The sequence below is a fragment of the Verminephrobacter eiseniae EF01-2 genome (genome assembly GCF_000015565.1).
In the GTDB taxonomy this organism is placed as follows: domain Bacteria; phylum Pseudomonadota; class Gammaproteobacteria; order Burkholderiales; family Burkholderiaceae_C; genus Acidovorax; species Acidovorax eiseniae.
Map to the genome: position 1 here is coordinate 3325445 of NC_008786.1, position 18733 is coordinate 3344177.

Below are 18733 nucleotides of genomic sequence, written 5' to 3' on the forward strand. Positions count from 1 at the left end.
GGTCGGGATATGGGTGTCGTCGAAATCGTAGACGTTCGCCGCCATGGCGTTCAGCGCCGACGCATCGAGCCTGTCGAAGCGCTCGTCGCAAAGGTGGGGCTGGCCAGGCCGAACGGCCCGGCGGCGACTGGTGATCAGGCTTGCGGCGCAAGCTCCACGCCATACAGTTTGTTGCCCTCGACATTGTGCAGGGACACCGTCATGGCTTTGGTCTTGGCATCGATCTTGCCGATGCCGAAGAACTGGTGCAATTCGGTGGGCGGACGGTTTTGCTTCATGTCCATCGGGATGCTGACATGGCGCACATCCGGACCGAATGTCCGGTCGATCTTGCCCGGGCCGAAAGAGCCGGCATGCAGCGGCCCGCCGACAAACTCCCAAAACGGCTCGAAGTCGGTAAAGCGCGCCTTCTGCGGCGTGTAATGAGTCGCCGACGCATAGTGCACATCGGCGGTCACCCACACCACATTCCTGATCTGGTGGTGCTTGATGAAGCGCAGCAGTCGAGCCACTTCCAGTTCGCGGCCCAGGGGCATGCCGTGCTCGCCGTTGGCCCAGGCTTCGTAAGTGTCTGGCGGCACACCCGGGTTCAGGTCGGGAACGACGATCGACAGCGGCATGTCGCTGGCGATCACTTTCCATGTCGAGCGCGAGCGCCGCAGCGACTGTTTGAGCCAGCGCATTTGCGCCGTGCCGAGGAAAGCGGTATCTGCGCCTTGCCGGTCTTGGGCGTTGGCTGAGTTGGCGCTGCGGTAGCTGCGCTCGTCGAGCATGAACACCTCCAGCAAGGGGCCGTAGTCGAAAGAGCGATAGATGCGCTGCGGATCGGCGCTGTCGATGCGAAACGGGTTGTACTCGAACATGGCCTGGCGCGCGCGCTGCATCAGCAGATTCAAATCGCGCTCTTGGTAGCGCTTGTCCGCCGCGTCAATGCGTTGGTCGGGACACCAGTTGTTGCGCACTTCGTGGTCATCCCATTGCACCAGGAAGGGCACTTCGGCCATGAATCTCTTTTTGTTCGCATCCAGCAGGTTGTAGGCGAAGTTGCCGCGAAAATCGTCGAGCGTCTCGGCCACTTTCGCCTTGGCAGGCGTCACCAGATTGCGCCAGATGCTGCCGTCGTCGAGTGTCACCTCGGCCTGTATCGGGCCATCGGCATAGATCTGGTCGCCCGAGTGGATGAAGAAATCGGGCTGGAAACGGCGCATCGTTTCGTACACGCGATAGCCGCCCCAGGCTTCGTTGATGCCCCAGCCCTGTCCGGCCTCGTCGCCCGAAAACGCAAAGCTGATGTCGCGCCCGCTGCCGCCCGCGATGATCAGGCTGCCGGTCACCGGCTCGCTCCAGGCCGACTTGTGCTGCAGATCCTGAAAACGCACGCGGTAGTACAGCCGCTGCGCCACCGGCAAGCCGCGCAAATCGACGCGCGCGGTGTAGTCGTTGCGCGCCAGCGCGAGCGGGCCGGTGATGGTTTGCGCGTTCTTGAAATTCTCGTGGGCCGAATACTCCACCACCATGCGCGCAACGCGGTCGGTCTGGCTCCAGAGCATGGCTGCGTCGCGCGTGGTGTCGCCGCTCATCGCGCCACTGCGCACCTGCGGCCGCAGGCGCTCGGCCGTGATGACGGCCGGCGCCTGTTGCTGCGCGAGCACGCTGGACAATGGACCTGCCGCCAGCAGGGCGCCGCCGGTGCCGAGCGTGGCCTGGCGCAGGAATTGACGGCGGGATTCGGGTGTGGGACGGTCAGCGGGCACTGTGGACTCCATGGTGGGCGATGGCTGGAAATGGCCAAGCAACCGCAATGTAGTGCGGCGATGTGACCGTTGCATGAACGCCAGTCGTTGCCGGGGCCGGCCTGCCAGGGGGCGGCGCTGAAGGACAAAAATGGCCGGATACGGACCAGCACTCCAGGACTGCGAAGGCACTGCCGGGGCCGCGCGCGCATCGCATGAAGGGCGGATGCCCGACCCGTTGCCCTGCGTGCCAGAGTGCTCGGGCCGGGATGCGGACGATTCGGTGCGCTGCGCCCTGTCCGCTGGTTGTCCGCTGCGCTCGCCCGCATCACGCCCGCATCACGCCCGCATCACGCCTGTGGCGCGATCGACGGCGGCCGGATGCCGGTGGGGCCGTGGCTGGGCGTTCCACGCTTGCGCAAGAGGTACTTTTGCACCCCATCCATCACGCATACGCGGTCTTGGTTGAAGATTTCCGAGCGCATCGTCAGCACGCCGGTCGTGCGGCCCGCAATCAGTTCGCTGACCGTCAGGCTGCAATACAGCGTATCGCCCGCATACACGGGTGCGAGAAAGCGGCTGCTTTGCTCGATGAATGCCTTGAGCGACTCCTCGACCATATGGGGAAACAGACCCGCGCCGGCAGCGGTCTGTATCAGCACCTGAAAGCCATGCGCCAGCATATGCGGCATGCCCTGTGCGCGGCAGTATTGCACGTCGTAATGGATCGGATGGTTGTCACCGCTGGCCAGTTGGAACGCCGCGAACAGCGCGTCCGTCATGGTGCGCGAGGGCAGATTCATGCGCTCGCCGAGCGCGAAGTCCTCGAAATAGCGCTGTGCGCAAAGCTGATGCTTGATCATCGTTGTCATTCCTCATTCGGCGCTTACTCGGCGCTTACTCGGCGGTTATCCGGGCGGCCGCCGCGACGCGGCCCCATTTGTCCAGTTCGACCTGCAAGAAGGCGTCGAGCGCAGCGGCTGTGGGCTGCTCCTCCAGCATGAGGCCAAGCCCATGGGCCTTGCTTTTGAGTGCCGGATCCTGCAGCGCACGGCCCAGCGAATCCGACAGCTTGCGGATGACCGGCGCGGGCGTTGCGGCCGGCACGAACAAGCCGTTCCAGGTATAGGCCTCGTACCCGGGCACCGCCTCCGCCACTGCGGGCGTGTCTGGCGTCTGGGGCAGGCGCTGGCTCATCGAGGTGGCGAGCAGCCGCACGCTGCCCGAGCGCACTTGGGCCAGACCGCTGGCCGTGCTGTCAAGCATGAATTCGACATGCCCGCCGATCAAGTCTGCCAGCGCTGGCGCGCTGCCGCGATACGGCACATGGACGGCATATGTGCCGGCCATGTGGTTGAGCAGTTCTGCCGCCAGGTGCGGAGCGCTGCCGACACCCGCCGAGCCGTAGTTCACCTTGCCCGGGCGGGTTCGGAGGTAGGCAATGAAGTCCGGCAGTGTCGCTGCCGGAACCGACTTGTTGACCAGTACCACCAGCGGGGCGCGCGCGGCCAGGCCCACGGCCGCAAAATCTTCCACCGTCCGATAGGGGAGCTTGGCGTAGATGCGCTGGTTCGCCGCGTGCGCCACGGTGGTCATCAGCATGGTGTAGCCATCCGGCACGGCCTTGGCGACGACTTCGGTGCCTACCACCGTGCCGGCGCCGGAGCGGTTGTCCACGAGCACCGCAACGCCAAGCTGTCTGGCCCAGCTTTCGGCCAGCGCGCGAGCGAAGGTGTCGGTCGGACCGCCGGCGGCATAGGGCACGACCATCCGGAGCGGACGCGCAGGATATGGCGCATCGGCATTGGCTGACGGGGTGGCGGCCAGCAGGCAGGCACCCAGCGCCATCGCGGCAGCGAACCGGGGGAGAAAATCAGTCATCGCGCGGTCTCCATCTGCTTGCGTTCGGGTGGGCGTCGCCCGTGGGTTGCCATGTTAGTACTGTTGACCGGCCTGCGCCCGGGCAATCGCCCGGAACTCCCGATCGCACGCTGCGAGGCCGGCGGGTGATCCGCAGGTGAGGCGCCTTGCCCCGAAGCGCTTGTGATGCGTTTGGCGGCGCGTCCACCGCCGGGTCGCCCGCGGCGCGGGCGCTGGCTGGGTGCGTAACGGGGTCAGGGGCATGCCCTTACACACAACTTCCCCCGCATCCTGAAGCAAGCGCATATGCTCAACACCCTGCACGAAATCCCTGACCCGAGCAAAGCCAAGCCAGAGCGATTTGACGCCGGGCTGTCCATCGCACTTGCGGCCCAGGAAGCCGCCGAGCATGGCGATTTGCCGGATGACTTCACGAATGGTCGGTGGCTGAGTCGGCGGTTTTTTCTTCGCCAAAATGTACGCCCCCTTCCACTCTGCCTCGGTCAACAGCGCACTGGCGCTCAAGTTGACAAGAGAGTCGCCTCCGAAGTTCTCTATTTGGTTATTTGCAAGGCTTATTGCATAACGTGTACCAGACAAGGCGTCTTGCAGATCAACCAAATTACCCTTAAGGTGCGTCAAAACCGCAAGAGGCGGATTGAGATTCACTGTCACCGTTTCAGCAAACGGAACCAAAGCGGCGTGAACACGCTTGACGCAGCCTTGGCATGTCATGCCGTCAATTTGGTATGTTGATTCTTTTGGTCTACGGGATTAGTGACTACATTGTTGGTCATGATTGGCCATCTGATTAAAACCACCACGAATATTCGATATATTTTCGTTCAATCGCTTATAAAAATAGTTGCGATATAGCCATCCTTTGATTCCACATAGATTCGTCCCTTGTTTGGCATAAAATTCGTCCGGGGATTTATAAATTCCTAGTTCTCTCGCAATGCCATCACGCTGGATGAATGTATCGCCCCCCGTCCATTCTACCCGTGGTTTTTGTAGATCGGCTGTTGCTACTGCGTAACCAAGAAAAGGATGGGCACAGTGAGTAAATCGATGCTGAACAGCTTCCAGGTAGCCACTGTCCAGAATCAATCCCTCCAATACTACCCATTGATTCCCAAGTTTCGCCTCGGCCCAGGTATGAATAATCTCGCGCGGAGCCATGAAGTACACGAAGGGTGTGAGTGCCCCACGTTGTAAGTTCTTGTGTATCGTAAAGGCATGCAACCGGCACGGGATGCCAACTGATCGCAACAAGGCCATCAGTAGGGTAGCTTTCGTGTTGCAGTGCCCGACTCCTTCCGCCAGCACGCGCGAAGCTGGCATGTCGTCTGCATCAGAGTTATAACCAAACAAAATTTCTTCTCGGCAAAACTCGTAGACTGCACGTGCAGCATCTTCCTGACGACTTTGCTGCCGCCACCCCCGCTTGTTCACGAGGGCGCGAATGTTGTCAGTTTGAAAATCAAGCATTCTGGTCGGTTGTAGGAGTTCCGGTGATTCCGGTGAACTTGGCAAATTTTCGTCCGTCATGGCTTATGCCTCTTCCTTTCGGAGGATATATTTAAGCTGAGTGGAAGTCGAATCAGTTTGGACCGTCAACTCTCGATTGGCTTGTCGCACAATGGCAACCCCTGACGAGAGCGCCAGTCCTGCCATAATCACCGCGACGACGAGGTCAGGCCAACCACTACCAGTGCCAAACACTCCGGCGGCAGCCAGTATCACCGCAACATTTCCAATGGCATCGTTGCGACTGCACAGCCAGACAGATCGCATATTGGCGTCACCGTCACGAAAGGCATAAAGCATGAGGGCCACCGCGCCGTTTGCGAGCAACGCCAGCACTGCGACAACACCCATCGTCAGTGGTTCCGGCGGAATGCCGTTGATCGCGGCCCAACCTGTTTTGGCAAGCACGAACAGCCCGAACGCCACCATCGACATGCCTTTTACTATCGCGGCGCGTGATCGCCACGCTAGGCCCATAGATAGCACGGCTAGCGAGATTCCGTAGTTGGTGGCATCACCAGCGAAGTCAACCGCATCGGCGAACAGTGAAACCGAGCCTGACTTTAGCCCGCCAGCAATTTCGACAATGAACATCACGGCATTGATGATCAGCGCAGCCCATAGTACCTTGCGATAGCGCGGGCTAGCGGCAGTTTGTGATGAACAGGTAGAACCACAGCAACTGGCAGACATACATTTCCCTTTTTAGTATCTATGTTAGTATTACACACCCTGTAGCAACTCTAGGGTCAAGCATGAAATAGAGTTGCTTTCGTCAGCCAAGGAGTCCCAATGGGAAACTGCCATGCGCATCGGTGAACTGGGACAAGCCACCAGCGTTGATATCGAAACGATTCGCTACTACGAGAAAACCGGGCTGCTGCCCGATCCTGTACACAGTCACAACGGCTACCGTGCTTACAGCCAAGCGCATCTGGACCGCAGGGGAGTGCGGAATTCTTCATGAGTTGGTTGCCGCTGCACACGGCGAGGCTTGTGCCTGCCATCTCGACACATCAACTGGTTCACCGCAGGATTTTGTACCAAGCAACAGGTTGATGCGTGGGAATATAAAATAAATACAGATTTACACGGCCGCACACCTTTGTCAATCAATAAATTAGACTCAATTCGACAAAAGCGGTGTCGTTCCTTTTTCTGGCACCAAAGAACGTCTGGTTATCTCCTCGGAAATAGTCGATTCCAACGCCGAGCTTGAGCGAATCATTGAATGCGTAGCTGGCACGCGGACGCAATACTAAGCTCTGGTTCGTCATGTCTGCGATTGCGGCCAACTCTAGCTTGAGTCGATCATTGAGGAAGCGGTTTGAAACACGAAACGTCATACCCCATTCCCGGGCAGCAAACTCAGAATCAAGACGATCCAAGGCGAGAGCAAAAGGCTTCCGCGCAGCGGGCACGGACTCGAGGTCTTGATAGCTGCGGACGACGGAGAACAATTGGAAATTAATATTCGCAGTGTCCCAAAAATCTCGATCAACACCAAGAACTGCGCGAGCCACCTTGCGTCGATTCAACTCACAGGGGACACAACTCTGCTCTAAGTGGGAATAAGAAAATTCACCACGCATCGTCCATGCACCTTGTGCCCACGCGAAGTCAGCACCTAAAGTTTGCACCCGTTCGTAGGCGCTTCGGAACACTGGCGTCGTTGGCGACGCGAAGTCAACTCTGTACCGCGCGAAGCCATCAAAGCCGTCGAAATAGGAAATAGACCAATCGACGCCACCACCAGACCTGTCTAACTTGAGAGCCCATTCAGGGCGGCTAGGTTCAGTGGATCGGATCAAATTTTGGGGCAGAGAGCCTTGCGGAATCCTGTTTGCCTCGAACTGGGCAACAACCGCCGTTACCGATAGCGAATTGTCAATATTGTAACGAACAAGTCCTGCATTGATACCAATGCGCTGCTCGTCGTCATCCGGCACGAGCAGTGTTAAATCACGCGGCGATAGACTGTCAGTAGGGTTGATTCGATCAGAGCGACCCCAGGCGATAATCTGACGTCCGATACGCCAAGTGAGTGCGCCTGACTCAATCTCCAAAAAACCTTCGCGAAGTCGCCCATGGGCACCTTCGCCATCGCCAGCGTCACGAGTGCCCAGGCGCGCGTTCATCCCCAATCGCATACCTTCGCCGAGAGAAGGATGCCAGTTAACAAAACATGTCGCCTTCGATATGGCTTCTTTATCATCAAGGTTCCGGTTTGAAGACCAGTAACCTGTCCGGCATTCACCGAATGGCATCCCCTGCACCATTACGGGAACGCCTTGAAACAGTGCTGCAATACAGATCGCATTAAAGAAGTATCTGATCCGCATCAGTCAGCCTATTTTTCTTTTTCAAGATAGCGGACGGAAAAATACTCGTCGCTAACTTTTGTGTTGGCATCAAATTTTTCCATTTTCACAATGGTGCTACCATTTGTTTGATGGTTCTTGACTTGAACCAACATTGGCTGCCATTTTCTATTTTTTATATCAACTTGCTTAAGCTCTGAGCTATCCGCTGTTTTCAGTAATGTCCCCGCAGGATCATAAAAATCTACTTTAATTGCTACAAAGCTATCCTTGTCAATCCAACTGACGCGCTTTGAATAACCTGAGTCGACAGCTATATCCGGCGACTTTGGCACTGATTCGACAACGTAAGTCGTAAAAGTGGCGAGCTTTTCCTGGCGAACAAACTTATGAGTCCAGTTCTGTGGCTTATGGCCGACCAAGTCACCATAGGACAGATCAGTTCCAACGAAACTGCTTTTTTTGTTGTTACCTGCCAATCGCCTAGGCTTTTTCAAGGCTGGTAGGTAAACCCAAATTTCATCTTCGTTCGCTGCGTTCTCGACCAGCAGTGTAGTCGTGTTACGCACATCGCTCGGAGACAAAAACCGAATGACGCGTCGGTTACCCACACCGTCAAGTTGCAGCTTTGTTGCACCAAAAGTCTTGCGCACACGCTCCTGTCCCGACGAACTGATTAGGCGAAAGGTTGCCTCCGACAGCGAGTTGTCTACCCGCGTAGCCTGATAGTTACGCTCCATGATCTCATCAGCCTTCAGTTCCTGTGCCTGAGCGGACTGGTGCGACATTACGACACCTAAAGCCAACAGCACGACAGCAGTAGACGCAAGCGCAGGGCTAAGAGGTCGGCGCACTCCTCGACTAAGAAAATTAGGCGGAAAGGCTTTAAGCAGCGCAGGCACCAAGATCAGCGCCGACAATGCGCTGACGACCATCGACATGACAATTAGGATGCCGAACCAAATATGCACATAGAAGTTGAAAGACAGCATCAGCACTGAATACCCTCCGGCGATTGCAGTGGCAACATAAACCACTGCTTTCCCCGCCGTGCGTAGCGTCTCACGTAGCGCCAAGTCGAAGTCTCCGAGTCGCTGCAATTCCTCCCGCATACGATACAGGATATAGATTGCGTAGTCGGCACCGATGCCGATGGCCATCGCTGATGCGACCGAGTTGGGGGTATTGAGCGGAATACCGGTGACACCCATGACACCAAAATTTACCAACACCGTTACCAACAACGGGACGATCAGGTAGATGCCTGCAAGTAGCGAACGAAAAATAACAATCCCAGCCACGAAGACCACGAAGATCATCTGCGATATATTGAGTATCTTTCCATGTACAAGCGTTTCGCTTAATGCCGACGACTGCGGAACGCTACCGCCGATCTGAACACTGATCCCCTTCGGAAGTCTTGTCTGCAAGTGGTCGCGAATGCTTGTAACGATTGACGCAGCGTACTTGCTGCTGTCGTTCTTCATCCACACAATAAGATTAGCGTTGCGGTATTCGTAGTCGATATAAGAATCGAAGTCAGTCGGCTGCCCGGACATTGAATACAGCAGCAGATACTGAGAAACCATGTCTTGCGAAGCCGGAAGCACATTGAACTGCGCTGCACCGGCGTTCATCGACCGGTTCATTTGCTTGATCAGGTCGACGATTGAAACTGTCTTGCCTACGTCGGGTAATGTCTCAATATAACGTTGTGCCTCTTCGATCACCTTGAGGACGGCAGGTTCCTTCATACGATCAGGGCGATCACCTTGGAATACCACGTAAAGCGTGTTGGTTCCCGCCATCTTGTTATTGAGGAACCGATCCTGCTGGCGCACAGGCAAATTTTTGCCAAAGTAGCTTTTAGTGGAGTTTTCCTGGTTGATGAACAGCAGGCCACCCGAAGAGATCGCGCCTATCAACAAAAATGCCATGACGATGGTCTTGCGACGGGCAAGTACCGTCGTAGCCACCGCATCGGATAGCCTGTCCCACAAGCGGCGAGATTCCTGTGCGCTCACCTGCTTGGCTTTGGGTGGTGCGGGTAAATAGCTGCGCAGCGCTGGAATGAACGTCAGTTCGATTAACAATGCACTAAGGATGCCGACCCCTGTGAAAATACCGAATGTACGGATGGTGGCCACGTCGAATGTGATTAAAGAAAAGAAGCCAAGTGCAGCAACAAAACCTGCTGTTAGCATCACTGGAGCTACCTTCGTCAGAGATTCGATGATGGCCTTTTCATTGGCTACGGCTGGCGCGTCATCAGGGTTCGCTAGTGTGGTTCGGTCATACTCTTCATAGTAACGTTTGAGAATCTGTACGGCATGGCCTGCCGCGACCGCAAGAATGAGGATCGGTGTTGTGGCGTTGAATGCGTCCATTGGCACCTTTGCAGCACCCATGATGCCCAAGCCCCAGATGACTGCCAGCAACGCGGTCACCAAAGGCAATATCAGTCCTTGTACGGTGCGAAATGCCTCAAAGTGGATGAGTCCGATCAGTAGCAGAGCAATTGGAAACAGAAACGCCATGCGTTGGGCGAATCGCTCGACCGCAGCGAAAAAAACCGGCGCACCGCTTGAGTTAATTGTGATCGTAGAGCTGCTTTCCTTTTCGACCACCGCTTGGACCTTGTCCATGATTTCGCGAAAGCCACTTTGCCCCGACTTGATCGCAAAGGAGATCGAAGCCACTGTGCCGTCGGTCGATACCAGAGTTCCCTGATAGATCGGGTTGTCGGCAATATGCTTTCCAAGTTGGGCTGCCGCCGCTGCATTGATTGGCGAATCCAACATTGGTTCAACACGCATTTCGGTTTCTGAGCCCGAGATCGATTTAGCTTTGTCAGCTGACACGCTCATCAGTGTGTGGCGCTTGACACCAGGAATGTCCGCCATCTGCGTCGACATTCTGGCAACGACCGACAAGACCTCTGGACGCAACGCACTACCACCGTCGGCCGCACTTACGCCAATGACAACAACGTGTTTAGACCCGAACAGGGACTCAGCAATGTTAGTGCCCACGACGTTGAGATGTGATTTGGGGAGCATTGTGTTCGGATCGATCACAATTTTTAGGTTTCGAACCTGAGTCCCAAAAAAAATCGTCAGCAACGTAATCGCGGCAATCACCAAAAATTTTCGCCGAACGATAAATGCAATTGAACTTCTAAGCATCGGTGTATCCCATTCAAAACCACTACACCAGCATCATGCACCCTGTAGTTGCTACAGAGTCAAGCAATGGTGCAAACTTTATTTTCTTACATACTTTCAAGAACAAGGCCAATCACCATGCTCGCATCACGCTCGCAGCCAAGTACTAGCTCTGATGCGCGGCAAGTAAGCCACTTACGTCCAACCACGAAAAAGCCGTCTTCTGACGTTCTCCCGTGGTGTTCGCTTAAGGATTTATCGCGATCAATCGATGGCAGAGCGATCCAGTCCGTATTCTCCCTGTACCCGACACACCAGATCACAGCATCGACGCGCTCCCGCGATCCGTCCGAAAAAAGGAGATAGTCGTCATGCACATCTACGGCACGAGGTTTTAGCTTGACGCCCCGAACGGCTAGCTGTCTATCGTTGGCAGATGCCACAGGAATCGGATCACGCTTCCTCATGATTTTGGCGACGATAGTGTCACGTCCAGCAAATAACAGGCCAATTTTGTCCAACCACCAGAACACGTCACGACCGAACACTACATTCGGAACAAGCTTGCGCACCCGACCCCGCGCAAGATAGACCTGATGCCGATCAGCAAGCTCAAGTGCGATTTGCCGCCCGCTCGCGCCGTCACCAATGACACCAACTCTCCATCCATTCGGCAAATGATTAGCATCGCGGAATTCAGATGCCACTATTTGATGAACTGTCGAGGCTATTTTTTTTGCGAATATCGGATAAGTTGGAATCTGGTTCGATCCAGTGGCATTGATCACGGTCTTACTACTTAATTTATTGCCATTCTCAAGTTCAGCAACAAATCCACCTTCAGATCGAAACAAGCGAATAACTCGCGTACTAAACGACACATTGATCGCCTTATCGATAGCAAATCGCTCGACGTGATCAGCAAATTCTTCGCCCGAAGGAAACCCGTTCTGGTCATCTGGCATGGATAGGTCAGCAAGACGACAAAATTGGCGAGAGGTGAAGAGGCGCAAGTTGCGCGGACGATTCCGCCATACATCACCAGCACGAGCGGAGGCATCAACAACCAAGTAGTTTTTTACTCCAGCACGCCCAAACAAATAACCGCACATGAGACCACAATGACCGCCACCAATGATTAGACAATCTAGCACTTAAATCTCCAATACTTTCTTTATATCCATCGGCGTACCACTAACCACCGACCAGACAAATTCAGAAAGCGCACGCACGGTAACGAAGTCATAGGCCGCCGTGGGGTCTAATGACACACCACACTCTTTCTCCAATCCAACGAGCAAGTTCACACGAGCAAGGGAATCGAGACCGATATAGTCGAAGGACATATCATCTTCGATGGGCTCGGTAAAATCGTGCCTCTCTTCCTGTAAATATTTTGTCAATAGAAACTTGATCCGCTCACTAACTTGCTCGACGCTATTTGGCTTTGACACTATAGGAGCCGCTATGATCGATGTATTTGAGGTGCTCGCTGGGGATTGAATTTTTGTAGTCATAAGTCAATAGATTCGAGTTGCCGACCCACATGCTGACGAGTCGTAAATAGGGTGTGCGCGCAAACGTCGATTTCGCGCGAGGCATATATATCAGCGCAGCGCTTACGCTGGATTTTCCCGCTGGATGTGCGAGGGATTTTCCCGTGCGATAGAAAATAAATGTCTCGCAGATGTACATCGTGAACTTGAGCTACCGCCATGCGCAAGGTATGAGCTACTGACTGAAATTCCAGTCCAGGGTAAGCCTTGGTGCGACGAGGTAGCTCAACATACGCCACTACGTTTGATCCGTCGTCCGAGTTCGCTGTAAATACTGCAGCCTGCACTTCACTGAAGATGGCGGAGGTCTTGATCAGAGTCGATTCGATATCATGGGGATACAGATTGCGTCCACGAAAAATTATCAATTCCTTGATTCGCCCAGTGATGAACAGTCCCTCGTTGTGGAAAAATCCGAGGTCACCTGTACGCATGAATGGGCCTTCGCCACACGAAGTCATCGCTTTAAACGTTTCCATCGTCGCCACCGGATTCCGCCAATAGCCCGACGCCACACTGCTCCCAGCAAACCAGACTTCCCCGACTTGACCATTGCTCAAGATGCACCCAGTGGACGGGTCGACGATCACGATGCGATGCTCCAGTACTGGCCGACCACAGCACACGACCGTCTGTGTCGGCTGTGCCGAATCGTGCTGCACTTCGGCTCGCCCCACTGTCAACGCATCACGACCCACAAACAGTGTGCGCAAGTTATTTGGAGCCACTCCCCCGGATACCATCAACGTCGCCTCGGCGAGCCCATAGCACGGTTTGATTGCGTCACTTCGCAAGCCAAAGCGTGAAAACCGGAGTTCAAATCGTTCAATAGCATCCGCGTTTACAGGCTCTGCTCCGCAGAAGATCGTCGATAGTGTGGACAAATCCAGTGCCTCTATCTCGTCATCCGGTTGCGCTTTCGCGCATAACTCCAGCGCGAAATTTGGCGCTGCGGTTGCCACCGCACGGTAGTGGCTAATCATCTTCAGCCAGCGTAACGGACGCTGAAGGAAGTGCAGTGGCGACATGAAGACATAATGTCCGCCGAGCGCGACGGGCTGCAGCGTGGCTCCAATCAATCCCATGTCATGAAACTGCGGTAACCAGCCCGCCCCAGCCAAGTGCTCAGGCAGATCTGCCGAGCGCTGGATGGCCCTCTCATTGGCCACCAGTTGGGCATGGGTAATCATTACGCCTTTGGGTTCACCAGTCGATCCCGAGGTGTACTGCAGGAACGCCAACTGCTCCTGTGTGGGCAATGTGACAGAACAGGTAACGACCGGTTCGTCGGATTCGCAGAACACCGCGACATGCGATGTGTCTACACCTGAACCAAGCAATCCTTCGCCGATCGAATTCCGGAGATCTCGTGTCGTAAGGACCGCTCGAGTCTCAGAGTCCAGAATGATCTGCCGCAGCCGCGCATAGTGGTGGCTGTTACGTGCCAGATTCGCAGGCACGCTAACGGCACCGGCGTAGGCGCACGCGAAGAACGCAATAATGAAGTCCAGACCCGACGGGAACAGTAGTAGCACCGCTTTGTGCGACAGTCCACAATCTCGCAAATGCTGTCCGTATGCAACGGCACGACTGCGAAGATCGCCGTAGGTCAGGACGCGTTCTTGGTCGTCCCCGTTAACGAGAAATGTGTAGGCGCGCTCTTCTGGACGTGTCTGAGCGTAGTGTTCCAGACATTCCAGAATGGTACTGGCCGAATCAAGCGGGAGTTGTCTGTTCATGATCGACGGCCTTGCTAATGCGTTGAAGGGAACGCACGCCTTGCGCCATCGCGTCCACGAAGCGTTTCAAATCCTGTTCTTCGGTATACTGACCGAAACTCACGCGCAAAGTGGCTTTGATGGCGCGCTCGCTCACGCCCATCGCTACCAATACATGGGACAGCGACACCGTCTTGTTATTTGCACAGGCCGACCCGAGCGATACCTGGATGCCATGCATCTGATCAAGTATTGCAGCGAGGGCCTCAGCGCGAATACCATCAATGCAAACGCTAAGCGTATACGGCACTTGCTGCTCGGGATCGCTCGGCCCATGGAAGGACACACCCGGAACGTATTCGATCAGCAGACGGCTGAAGGTGATGCGGTAGTTGGCCGCCCGAAATACGAGCTCCGGCAGCACCGCATAGATCGCTTCAGCTGCTGCCCCCATCGCGACGATTAGGGCAACGGCCTCTGTGCCTCCACGCAGGCCGCCTTCCTGGTCGCCGCCGTGTAATAGCGGCTCGATGGTTAGGCCCTGCCTGACGTAAAGACCACCGACCCCCTTGGGGCCGTAGAATTTGTGCGCTGCGAACGACATGGTATCCACGCCGAGCTCGTGCGCGTTGACGTGAATCTTTCCGACAGCTTGCACGCCATCAACGTGAAAGTGGATACCACGCGCTCGGAGCAATGTAGAAATCTCACCTACAGGCTGTATGGTTCCGACCTCATTGTTCACCAGCATGATCGAAACCAGTTGGGTATTCGGACGCAGCACAGCCTCGACCGCTTTGGCTGAGACGATGCCGTCGGCATTTGGTTTGATCCGGGTCACCTCGAAGCCGAACACGCGCTCCAAGTATGATGCAATCTCAAGCACAGAGGAGTGTTCGATACTGGACACGATGACATGCGCTGGCTGCGCGTTGCCAATGGAGCCTCGTGACGTCAATGTGCCTTTTATCGCCCAGTTGTTCGCTTCGGTTCCGCCTGAGGTGAACGTGAGTTCCGACGAGTCGCACCCTACCAGCCGAGCTACCTGCCTGCGGGCATTCTCTAGTCTCTGTTTCGAGATATTCGCCAGCGAGTATTTGCTAGAAGGATTGCCGAAATCGAATAATGCGCCGTTCAGCGCATCGATCGCCTGCTGACACATCGGTGTTGTGGCGTTGTAGTCGAAATAGCCTTGCAACGACATGACAATCTCCTTATTTCGCCGGAGCATGGATCTGCTTCAGCCACTGAAACAGTGCCCTGAGCATTTCCAGGCAGTGGTGTTGCGAAGGCTCCAACTCGCCGAGCATCGTCTCAATATCGTCGTTGGACGTGTCCAACACCACGCTGAGCGGTTTGCCATCGATACAGGCACAGAAAACATTACCGGTGGCCAGCGAAGTAGCGCACCCCCAAGCCTGATAGCGCGCTCGTTTGATGAGACCGTCAGTCACATCAAGTTGAACTCGAATGCGGTCGCCACAAACTGGGTTGCCGATTTCTATGGATGCGGTTGCCTCGTCGAGTTCCGATGCGAACGCAGGATCAGAGAAATTTTTGACGATAATCTCATTGAACATATCGGCTCTCAGTTCGCAACCGGGCATACATCGGGAGAGTCCTCGTCCATCTTTTTCTCAAGGTTGACGGCACAACAACCAAACTCCAATGACGACGGAGCGCGCATGATGTATTCCATTCGCTGGCCGCTACGTCCTGAAGGGCTATTACCAGGAACCAGTGAGACTATGTCTTCGGTAAGTATCATTCCCGGAGTAGCTAACGCAAGAGGGTCCAGTATGCCGAGCACGCCTTTTTCGCCAACGGGTACTTCCTTGCTGAGGTCGTTCATGTCGCGAACAGTCAAATGCACGTAGGGTGAGACATGCTTGATTTGGTGCTCGTCGTCTATCGCCATCACGTTCGATTCGACGAGCGCATAAATATCGCGTACTCCATTGGGCTCAAGGCCAAGGTACTCCTCGCACATGAGATTGAACTCGCGGCGGGATATCATCTGACCGGTAAATCGTTTCCATCCACCTAAAGTGACGACGCGGCTGCCACGGTCAAGCTTTATGCGCTGACCCGTTTGCTTGAGAAACTGCAGCAGGCGATAAATGAGGAACGGCGGGCCAATGATGTGGCGTGTGAACTGATTCTCCCAAGTCTTGAGTTGAGCAAGCGCATCCTCCGGTACGAACCGCTCTTGTTTGACCATGAAGCGATGCGTGTCAAGCAGGCCTGCGAGCATGTTAAGCGCCTTAATCATGCCCATTTCCGGGATCTCTTCCGTGGACGGGCAGACATACAGACCCGCACCTTTGGAAATGCCGAGGAATTCGCGGTACATCGCATAGATTGCAACAACGGCAACATCGACGGTGTCACTACAGCGACGCGAAATACTGGGTAACCCACTGGTTCCGGTACTACGCATTTCATGCTCGATTGCGTGTAGCGGCTTGGATAGCAGTTCGTGGCTACTGGCTGACTTGAACTTGGCAATCGGGACAAGTGGGATCTTGATCAGATCCTCAAAGGTGAGAATCTGATCAGGATGCACGCCTTTGCTGTCGCATGCCTCACGGTAGTAGGCATTATTCTCATAGTGATGCCGAAAAGCGTCGGAAATGAGCGCCAGCTTGACACCATTGAGATCATCCTGCGGCATCCGATAGAGCTCGGAAACAGATGCGACAGCCGCAGCCAGGGGATCAAGTCCAAGCTGGCGAATCGACGCAACAAAGGCGTGACTAGTCATCTTACTCCCTACTTCATCAAAAAAACCACAATGATAACCTAAGATCGAGTCTGGTGGCAATTTTTTGCCGTGCCGTGGCAGGGCAATCGCATGAAGCCTCAGGGAGGGAGCCTAAGTAGCTTTGCGAGATATCGCACATCCCAGCCTGCTTTGAGGCGCTTGGCAGCGACACCGAGCTTGCAGGTTTTCTCGTTTTTGAGAAGGTTCAAGGCGATTCGGCGCAGGATAGACAAGTTGTGTGCCGCATTGCCGGCACGAATTCTGCACTCGTCCTCGCCGAAGGCAACATCCAGCACCCAGTGCATGCTGTTTTCAATGCCCCAGTGGGCACGCACGATTTTGCCCAGCGCCGCAGGCTTGGCCGGCAGGCTGCTGATGTAGTAGCGCCGCTCCACGGATGAGGTACCGTGGCGGCCGATGACTTCGCGGCTCGATTCGACCATGACCAGGCTTTGCAGGCCCGGCCAGTGTTGTTCCTGCTGCTGCAGCTAGGCCACATCGTTGGTCGCCACGCAGCGCCGGGTTTCAATGCGGCCATGGTTCTTGTCCGTCTGGCTGTGCTGCCAGAATGGCCGCTCCAAGGTGCCAGCGTCGGCGGCGTCAAACCAGGTCTGGATGGCCTCGGCAAGATTCGGCTGATTGCCCTTCACATTCAGCACGTAGTCGGCACCGCGCCGAACAATCTGCTCGGCGATGTCGTGCTGGCATCCCATGGCATCCCATGGCATCGATGGTGATGGTGCTGCCTCGAATGTCCAGCGCTTGCAGCAACTCCGGGATGGCGGTGATCTCGTTGCTCTTGTCAGCCGTGCGCACTTGGCCCAGCGTCAGAGCGACCGTGCTGCTCCACGCCGACACCAGATGAATCGGGCTACGCGCGCCGTCATGCGAGCCGCGCAAGCACTTGCCATCGATGGCCACATGCTGGCCCTCCAGCGAGGGACACAGGCCACCAATCCAGCGCATGAAGCAATGCTCGAACCGGCTGGCGTCAAGCAGCGAGAAGACACGGCCAAAGGTGTCGTGCGAAGCAATGCCATGGGCATACGGTAGATAGTGCCGCAGCCAGTCGAGCTTCATCTGGCTCCATTGAACCACCGAGGTCCAACTCTCCGCGCCGCTGATCACCCCGCAGATCGCCGCGAGCAACAACTCATCGAGCCGGTGCGGGCATTCGCGCCTCCTCGGGTCCGGCAGGTCATCAAAGGCTGTCAGCAGGGAAATTGGGGCATCTTCCATTTTTTGCGCAAAAATCAAGAGTGAACGCCTTTTTTCAGGAGCTTACGCGCAAAAATCGACCCAACAGACCACTACCCAAATAGGCTGGACGCCTCGTGTCGCGCTACGAAACCGGCAGTGGGTTTGTCGGCAAATCGCTCCGTGAGTTTGATCAAGCGATGATTCAAGCGTGCATCTCCCAACTGCGCTCCTGCAAATTCTTCTGCGGCCCATGTGATCGCGGTCTCTTTCGTCTAAAAATGAATCAAGCGGGGAAAAGGTATACCAGACGGAACTTCTCGTCTATTGCCGGCGCAGGCATGGGCGATTCGAGGGGGAAAGTTGTGTGTAATGGTATGGGGCAGGGGGGTCAGGGCGCCAGTGCTTCCTTCACGGCGGTGGACACTTGGCCCATGTCGGCTTTGCCGGTCAAACGGGTTTTGACCACGCCCATGACCCGGCCCATGTCGCCAGGGCCGGCGGCGCCGAGTTCGGCCACGATGGCTTGCACGGCGGCCCGGGTGGCCTCGGCCGACATGCGCTCGGGCAGGTAGGCTTGCAGCAGCGCCATTTCGGCTTTTTCCTTGTCCGCCAGGTCTTGTCGGCCAGCGCCTGCGAAGGCGCTGATGCTGTCCTTGCGCTGCTTGATGAGCTTGTCGATGATGGCCACCACGGCGGCATCGTCGAGGGTGATGCGTTCGTCGATTTCCTTTTGCTTGATCGCTGCCTGCAGCAGCCGGATGCAGCCCAGGCGCTCGCTGTCCTTGGCGCGCATCGCGGTTTTCATGTCTTCGGTGATCTGCTCCTTGAGGGGCATGGGGTTCTCCTGAAAAGGCTTCGGAAAAGGAGACACCCGCGCCTGGCGTTCC

The 18733-nt window shown here is 55.8% G+C and carries 20 protein-coding genes; 1 reads left to right on the forward strand and 19 read right to left on the reverse strand.

Annotation, left to right across the window (positions count from 1 at the left end; translation table 11 throughout):
• Positions 1-134: 134 nt before the first annotated feature.
• From VEIS_RS14495 to VEIS_RS14515, 6 genes are all read right to left on the reverse strand, one after another.
• Positions 135-1754, reverse strand: a complete 1620-nt coding sequence (locus VEIS_RS14495; protein ID WP_011810708.1) for an alkaline phosphatase D family protein — start codon at positions 1752-1754, stop codon at positions 135-137.
• 329 nt (positions 1755-2083) lie between these two features.
• Complete coding sequence (locus tag VEIS_RS14500; protein WP_011810709.1) at positions 2084-2596, reverse strand: MaoC family dehydratase; 513 nt, start codon at positions 2594-2596, stop codon at positions 2084-2086.
• A 34-nt stretch (positions 2597-2630) separates the two neighbouring features.
• The gene (locus VEIS_RS14505; RefSeq protein ID WP_011810710.1) at positions 2631-3614 is read right to left on the reverse strand and encodes a tripartite tricarboxylate transporter substrate binding protein; all 984 of its coding nucleotides are present in this window, start codon (positions 3612-3614) and stop codon (positions 2631-2633) included.
• Positions 3615-3668: 54 nt separating this feature from the next.
• Positions 3669-4337, reverse strand: coding sequence for a heavy-metal-associated domain-containing protein (locus VEIS_RS31650; RefSeq protein WP_407831843.1), 669 nt, complete (start codon positions 4335-4337; stop codon positions 3669-3671).
• Positions 4338-4367: 30 nt separating this feature from the next.
• The gene (locus tag VEIS_RS26425) at positions 4368-5144 is read right to left on the reverse strand and encodes a transglutaminase-like domain-containing protein (RefSeq protein ID WP_083758638.1); all 777 of its coding nucleotides are present in this window, start codon (positions 5142-5144) and stop codon (positions 4368-4370) included.
• 3 nt (positions 5145-5147) lie between these two features.
• Positions 5148-5816: a cation transporter gene (locus VEIS_RS14515; protein WP_011810712.1), complete on the reverse strand. Its 669-nt coding sequence runs from the start codon at positions 5814-5816 to the stop codon at positions 5148-5150.
• Between the two features lie 112 nt (positions 5817-5928).
• Here VEIS_RS14515 and VEIS_RS30585 point away from each other — a divergent pair, with 112 nt between their 5' ends.
• Complete coding sequence (locus tag VEIS_RS30585) at positions 5929-6090, forward strand: MerR family DNA-binding transcriptional regulator (RefSeq protein WP_011810713.1); 162 nt, start codon at positions 5929-5931, stop codon at positions 6088-6090.
• A 145-nt stretch (positions 6091-6235) separates the two neighbouring features.
• Here VEIS_RS30585 and VEIS_RS28800 read toward each other — a convergent pair whose 3' ends face one another.
• From VEIS_RS28800 to VEIS_RS14560, 13 genes are all read right to left on the reverse strand, one after another.
• Complete coding sequence (locus tag VEIS_RS28800; RefSeq protein ID WP_011810714.1) at positions 6236-7465, reverse strand: DUF1302 family protein; 1230 nt, start codon at positions 7463-7465, stop codon at positions 6236-6238.
• Between the two features lie 8 nt (positions 7466-7473).
• Positions 7474-10629: an outer membrane lipoprotein-sorting protein gene (locus tag VEIS_RS14525; RefSeq protein WP_011810715.1), complete on the reverse strand. Its 3156-nt coding sequence runs from the start codon at positions 10627-10629 to the stop codon at positions 7474-7476.
• An 86-nt stretch (positions 10630-10715) separates the two neighbouring features.
• Positions 10716-11762, reverse strand: a complete 1047-nt coding sequence (locus tag VEIS_RS26435; RefSeq protein WP_157048526.1) for a flavin-containing monooxygenase — start codon at positions 11760-11762, stop codon at positions 10716-10718.
• On the reverse strand, positions 11763-12011 hold the full coding sequence (locus VEIS_RS14530; RefSeq protein WP_198137867.1) for an acyl carrier protein: 249 nt from the start codon (positions 12009-12011) through the stop codon (positions 11763-11765).
• Positions 12012-12121: 110 nt separating this feature from the next.
• On the reverse strand, positions 12122-13903 hold the full coding sequence (locus VEIS_RS14535) for a fatty acyl-AMP ligase (protein WP_011810718.1): 1782 nt from the start codon (positions 13901-13903) through the stop codon (positions 12122-12124).
• Entirely contained in the window at positions 13881-15086 is a 1206-nt protein-coding gene (locus VEIS_RS14540; protein ID WP_011810719.1) for a cysteine desulfurase family protein, read from the reverse strand. The genes VEIS_RS14535 and VEIS_RS14540 overlap by 23 nt, the downstream gene beginning before the upstream one ends.
• 10 nt (positions 15087-15096) lie before the next feature.
• A complete protein-coding gene (locus VEIS_RS14545) occupies positions 15097-15462 on the reverse strand; it encodes an iron-sulfur cluster assembly scaffold protein (RefSeq protein ID WP_041950063.1) in 366 nt (121 codons plus the stop codon).
• 8 nt (positions 15463-15470) lie between these two features.
• Entirely contained in the window at positions 15471-16646 is a 1176-nt protein-coding gene (locus tag VEIS_RS14550; RefSeq protein WP_011810721.1) for a LuxE/PaaK family acyltransferase, read from the reverse strand.
• Positions 16647-16744: 98 nt separating this feature from the next.
• On the reverse strand, positions 16745-17089 hold the full coding sequence (locus tag VEIS_RS30590) for an ISAs1 family transposase (protein ID WP_011810722.1): 345 nt from the start codon (positions 17087-17089) through the stop codon (positions 16745-16747).
• Positions 17090-17134: 45 nt separating this feature from the next.
• Positions 17135-17305, reverse strand: coding sequence for a hypothetical protein (locus VEIS_RS30595; protein ID WP_232287700.1), 171 nt, complete (start codon positions 17303-17305; stop codon positions 17135-17137).
• The gene (locus VEIS_RS30600) at positions 17247-17903 is read right to left on the reverse strand and encodes an ISAs1 family transposase (protein ID WP_232287701.1); all 657 of its coding nucleotides are present in this window, start codon (positions 17901-17903) and stop codon (positions 17247-17249) included. Before VEIS_RS30600 ends, VEIS_RS30595 begins: the two co-directional genes overlap by 59 nt.
• Before the next feature lie 53 nt (positions 17904-17956).
• Positions 17957-18103, reverse strand: a complete 147-nt coding sequence (locus VEIS_RS31655; protein WP_083758641.1) for an IS4/Tn5 family transposase DNA-binding protein — start codon at positions 18101-18103, stop codon at positions 17957-17959.
• Between the two features lie 131 nt (positions 18104-18234).
• Complete coding sequence (locus VEIS_RS14560) at positions 18235-18681, reverse strand: GatB/YqeY domain-containing protein (RefSeq protein WP_011810724.1); 447 nt, start codon at positions 18679-18681, stop codon at positions 18235-18237.
• Between the last annotated feature and the right edge of the window lie 52 nt (positions 18682-18733).

Coding starts and splice junctions, on each gene's coding strand:
- VEIS_RS14500 (WP_011810709.1), bottom strand. CDS start 2,596: ATGATCAAGCATCAGCTTTGCGCACAGCGCTATTTCGAGGACTTCGCG.
- VEIS_RS14505 (WP_011810710.1), bottom strand. CDS start 3,614: ATGACTGATTTTCTCCCCCGGTTCGCTGCCGCGATGGCGCTGGGTGCC.
- VEIS_RS26425 (WP_083758638.1), bottom strand. CDS start 5,144: ATGACGGACGAAAATTTGCCAAGTTCACCGGAATCACCGGAACTCCTA.
- VEIS_RS14515 (WP_011810712.1), bottom strand. CDS start 5,816: ATGTCTGCCAGTTGCTGTGGTTCTACCTGTTCATCACAAACTGCCGCT.
- VEIS_RS30585 (WP_011810713.1), top strand. CDS start 5,929: ATGCGCATCGGTGAACTGGGACAAGCCACCAGCGTTGATATCGAAACG.
- VEIS_RS28800 (WP_011810714.1), bottom strand. CDS start 7,465: ATGCGGATCAGATACTTCTTTAATGCGATCTGTATTGCAGCACTGTTT.
- VEIS_RS14525 (WP_011810715.1), bottom strand. CDS start 10,629: ATGCTTAGAAGTTCAATTGCATTTATCGTTCGGCGAAAATTTTTGGTG.
- VEIS_RS14535 (WP_011810718.1), bottom strand. CDS start 13,903: ATGAACAGACAACTCCCGCTTGATTCGGCCAGTACCATTCTGGAATGT.
- VEIS_RS14540 (WP_011810719.1), bottom strand. CDS start 15,086: ATGTCGTTGCAAGGCTATTTCGACTACAACGCCACAACACCGATGTGT.
- VEIS_RS14545 (WP_041950063.1), bottom strand. CDS start 15,462: ATGTTCAATGAGATTATCGTCAAAAATTTCTCTGATCCTGCGTTCGCA.
- VEIS_RS14550 (WP_011810721.1), bottom strand. CDS start 16,646: ATGACTAGTCACGCCTTTGTTGCGTCGATTCGCCAGCTTGGACTTGAT.
- VEIS_RS30590 (WP_011810722.1), bottom strand. CDS start 17,089: ATGGTCGAATCGAGCCGCGAAGTCATCGGCCGCCACGGTACCTCATCC.
- VEIS_RS14560 (WP_011810724.1), bottom strand. CDS start 18,681: ATGCCCCTCAAGGAGCAGATCACCGAAGACATGAAAACCGCGATGCGC.